At 33.2% G+C, this 3,959-nt stretch carries 2 protein-coding genes; both read left to right on the forward strand.

What is annotated here, in order from left to right; translation table 11 throughout:
- The first annotated feature begins 1,315 nt into the window (after positions 1–1,315).
- Positions 1,316–3,427, forward strand: coding sequence for a prolyl oligopeptidase family serine peptidase (locus D5R40_RS30860; protein WP_124155717.1), 2,112 nt, complete (start codon positions 1,316–1,318; stop codon positions 3,425–3,427).
- Between the two features lie 347 nt (positions 3,428–3,774).
- Positions 3,775–3,959 (forward strand): hypothetical protein (locus tag D5R40_RS30865; RefSeq protein ID WP_205127765.1); only part of this gene is annotated, 185 nt, incomplete at its 3' end.

Raw genomic sequence — 3,959 nt, forward strand, 5'->3', positions numbered from 1 at the left:
AAAATTTTCTAGGCAACTCTAGAAGTTATCCAAAAAATTCAACAATATTGAGATTTTACTGATGTGGGAATGACCAAAGTCAAAGAGATACTTGCCATGGAATAAATCATTTCCCTCTCTCCACCCTTCCACCACTGAAAATTTTCTAGGCAACTCTATAAATTATCCGAAAAAATCAACAATATATATATGGAATAAATCATTTATATCTCTCCACCCTTCCACCACTAAAAATTTTCTAGGCAACTCTATAAATTATCCGAAAAAATTAAAAATATTGAGATTTTGCTAGTGTGACAATGACCAAAGTCAAAGAGATACTTGCCATGGAGTAAATCATTTATATCTCTCCACCCTTCCACCACTAAAAATTTTCTAGGCAACTCTATAAATTATCCGAAAAAATTAAAAATATTGAGATTTTGCTAGTGTGACAATGACCAAAGTCAAAGAGATACTTGCCATGGAGTAAATCATTTATATCTCTCCACCCTTCCACCACTGAAAATGTTCTAGGCAACTCTAGAACTTATCCGAAAAATTCAACAATATTGAGATTTTCCTGATGTGACAATGACAAAAGTCAAAGAGATATTTCCCATAGAGTAAATCATTTATATCTCTCCACCCTTGCACCACTGAAAATTTTCTAGACAACTCTAGAAATTATCCAAAAAATTCAACAATATTGAGATTTTACTGATGTGGGAATGAGAAAAATCCAAGAAATACTTGTGATGGAGTAAATCATTTATATCTCTACCCTTCCACTACTGAAAATTTTCTAGGCAATTCTAGAACTTATCCAAAAAAATCAACAATATTGAGATTTTTCTGGTTTGGCAATGACCAAAGCAAAAGAGATATTTCCCATAGAGTAAATCATTTATATCTCTCCACCCTTCCACCACTAAAAATGTTCTAGGCACCTCTATAACTTATCCAAAAAATTCAACAATATTGACCAAAGTCAAAGAGATACTTGCCATAGAGTAAATCATTTATATCCCTCCATCCTTGCACCACTGAAAATGTTCTAGGCAACTCTAGAACTTATCCGAAAAATTCAACAATATTGAGATTTTCCTGATGTGACAATGACAAAAGTCAAAGAGATATTTCCCATAGAGTAAATCATTTATATCTCTCCACCCTTGCACCACTGAAAATTTTCTAGACAACTCTAGAAATTATCCAAAAAATTCAACAATATTGAGATTTTCCTGATGTGACAATGACAAAAGTTAGACGTTCTTTACTTGATAAAAATCCAATCAACTTCTAAGATTAAATCAACCATTCACAAATCAAAAATATGAAATATTCAAAAGAACCTCTAACATATCCCATCACCCACAAAACAGACATAGTAGAAAATTATCATGGTGTAGAAGTGGCCGACCCCTATCGATGGTTAGAAGACCCTAATTCAGAAGAAACTCAAGAGTGGGTAAAATCTCAGAATGAAATTACCTTTAATTATCTCGCAGAAATTTCCGAAGGAGAAAACATCAAAAAACGACTGACTAAAATCTGGGATTATGAAAAATATAGCGTTCCTTTCAAACAAGGCGATCGCTACTTTTATTACAAAAATGATGGTTTACAAAATCAAAGTATTTTATACACTTTGCCTACTCTTGATGCCGAACCAAAAGTTTTGATAGACCCTAATAAATTATCAGAAGATGGAACAGTCGCTCTTTCAGGAATTGCTATTAGTAAAGATGGCAAATTAATCGCTTATGGTATTTCTAAGTCTGGTTCAGACTGGCAAGAATGGCGGATTAAAAATATTGAGACAGGAGAAGATTTACCAGATGTTTTGCAATGGATAAAATTTAATGTACCAGCTTGGAAAAATGATAATCAAGGTTTGTTTTATAGTCGCTACGAACAACCACAAGCAAGAGAATTAGAAGAAACTAATTATGTACAAAAAATTTACTACCATCGTTTAGGTACTCCTCAAAGTGATGATGTATTAATTTATGAAAAACCAGAGCGAAAAGAATGGAGTTTCAATTGCTATGTCACGGAAGATAGTAAATATTTAGTTATTACAGTTTGGCAAAGTACAGACCGCAAAAATTTGGTTTTTTATCAAGATTTAACTATAGAAGATGCGCCGATAGTAGAACTAATTAGTGAGTTTGAAGCCGAATATCGTCTAATTGATAATGATGATAATATCTTTTGGTTTGTCACAGATTTTGATGCTCCGAAAAGACGAGTTATTGCCATTGATATTAATAATTCTCCATCTCCTTCTTTAGTCACAGGAGAAAATAAGGATAAATGGCAAGAAATTATTCCTGAAACAACAGATACATTGAGAGGGGTAGGCACACTTAATAATCAGTTTGTTGCTTTCTATTTAAAAGATGCTCATACTCAGGTAAAAATATTTAATCTTGATGGTTCCCCAGTCAGAAATGTAGACTTACCCGGAATTGGTTCTGTGGGTGGTTTTTATGGTAAACGTCATGACACAACCACATTTTATAGTTATGTTAGTTTCACAACTCCATCAACTATTTATCAGTACGATATGGTAAGTGGTGAAAGTAAAATTTATCGTCAACCAACTGTAGATTTTAATCCTGATGAATTTGAAACCAAGCAAATTTTTTATAGTAGTAAGGATGGTACAAGAATTCCCATGTTTATTACTCACAAAAAAGGTGTAAAGCTAGATGGTAATAATCCGACTATTCTTTATGGATATGGGGGATTTAGTATTTCTCTAACTCCCAACTTTTCTATTAGTAGATTAGTTTGGTTAGAGATGGGTGGCGTGTATGCAGTTGCCAATATTCGTGGTGGTGGAGAATATGGTGAAGAGTGGCATAAAGCAGGGATAAAACAACAGAAACAAAATGTATTTGATGACTTTATTAGTGCTGCTGAATGGTTGATTGAAAATAAGTGGACTTCATCGAAAAAATTAGCTATTACTGGTGCAAGTAATGGTGGTTTATTGGTAGGTGCTTGTATGATTCAAAGACCAGAATTATTTGGTGCAGCTCTACCTGCAGTAGGAGTAATGGATATGTTACGTTTCCATAAATTTACTATTGGTTGGGCATGGGTTGCTGATTTTGGTTCTCCAGATAATCCAGAAGAATTTAAAGCTTTATATGCTTATTCTCCTCTACATAATTTAAAGCCAGAAATATCTTATCCGGCAACTTTAGTTACTACTGCTGACCATGATGACCGAGTTGTTCCAGCTCATAGTTTTAAGTTTATTTCTGCTTTACAAGCAGCTCATGTTGGAGATAATCCAGTATTAATTAGAATTGAAACTAAAGCAGGTCATGGAGCAGGAAAACCTACTACGAAAATTATTGAAGAAATTACAGACGAATTTGCTTTTTTGCTCAGAAACTTTGAGATAGAATTGCCAGAAAATTTTAGTAATTAATTACAGCAGTTTTGGAGTTGATGAGGTCAAAATTTTAGGACTTTAGGGAGTAGGGAGTAGGGAAAAAAAGATTAATTTTAAAACTGTACCTCACGCTTCCTAAAAAGTGCTGTAAGTTGTGAGTTAATCACAACTCCAATAATGATTTGATAAATTATTCTCCGGTATAACCAACTAAAAATCCAGCAAATATTCCTCCCCAAAAATCTTCAACAGAAACAACCTGTTGAACATTACTTTTTCGAGAAATTCAACAATATACCAAAGAAGGATAATTAACGATTAGATTAGCCAGCTATAAACTACCTTAAGTTATGATTATTATTGGAAGTTAAAAATTTAGAAAAATGACAATTACAGTTAATGACTTACAGAATATGCTACAGCCTGAGCTAGATGAACTTTACAAAAATAGCCATGCAGGTATTATTCCTGATGGTGAAAGTAAAGGCACAGTAATATTTGCTCCTGGTACTTCTTTTTCTCAGAATGTTTCCTCAATTATTAAATTTCTAGCTTGGCAAGGTAAAAT

Origin of the sequence: Okeania hirsuta, from assembly GCF_003838195.1 — a bacterium.
Lineage (GTDB): Bacteria > Cyanobacteriota > Cyanobacteriia > Cyanobacteriales > Microcoleaceae > Okeania > Okeania hirsuta.

Bases quoted from the DNA above. Each gene is read 5' to 3' on its own strand.
- D5R40_RS30860 (WP_124155717.1), top strand. From the start codon at position 1,316: ATGAAATATTCAAAAGAACCTCTAACATATCCCATCACCCACAAAACA.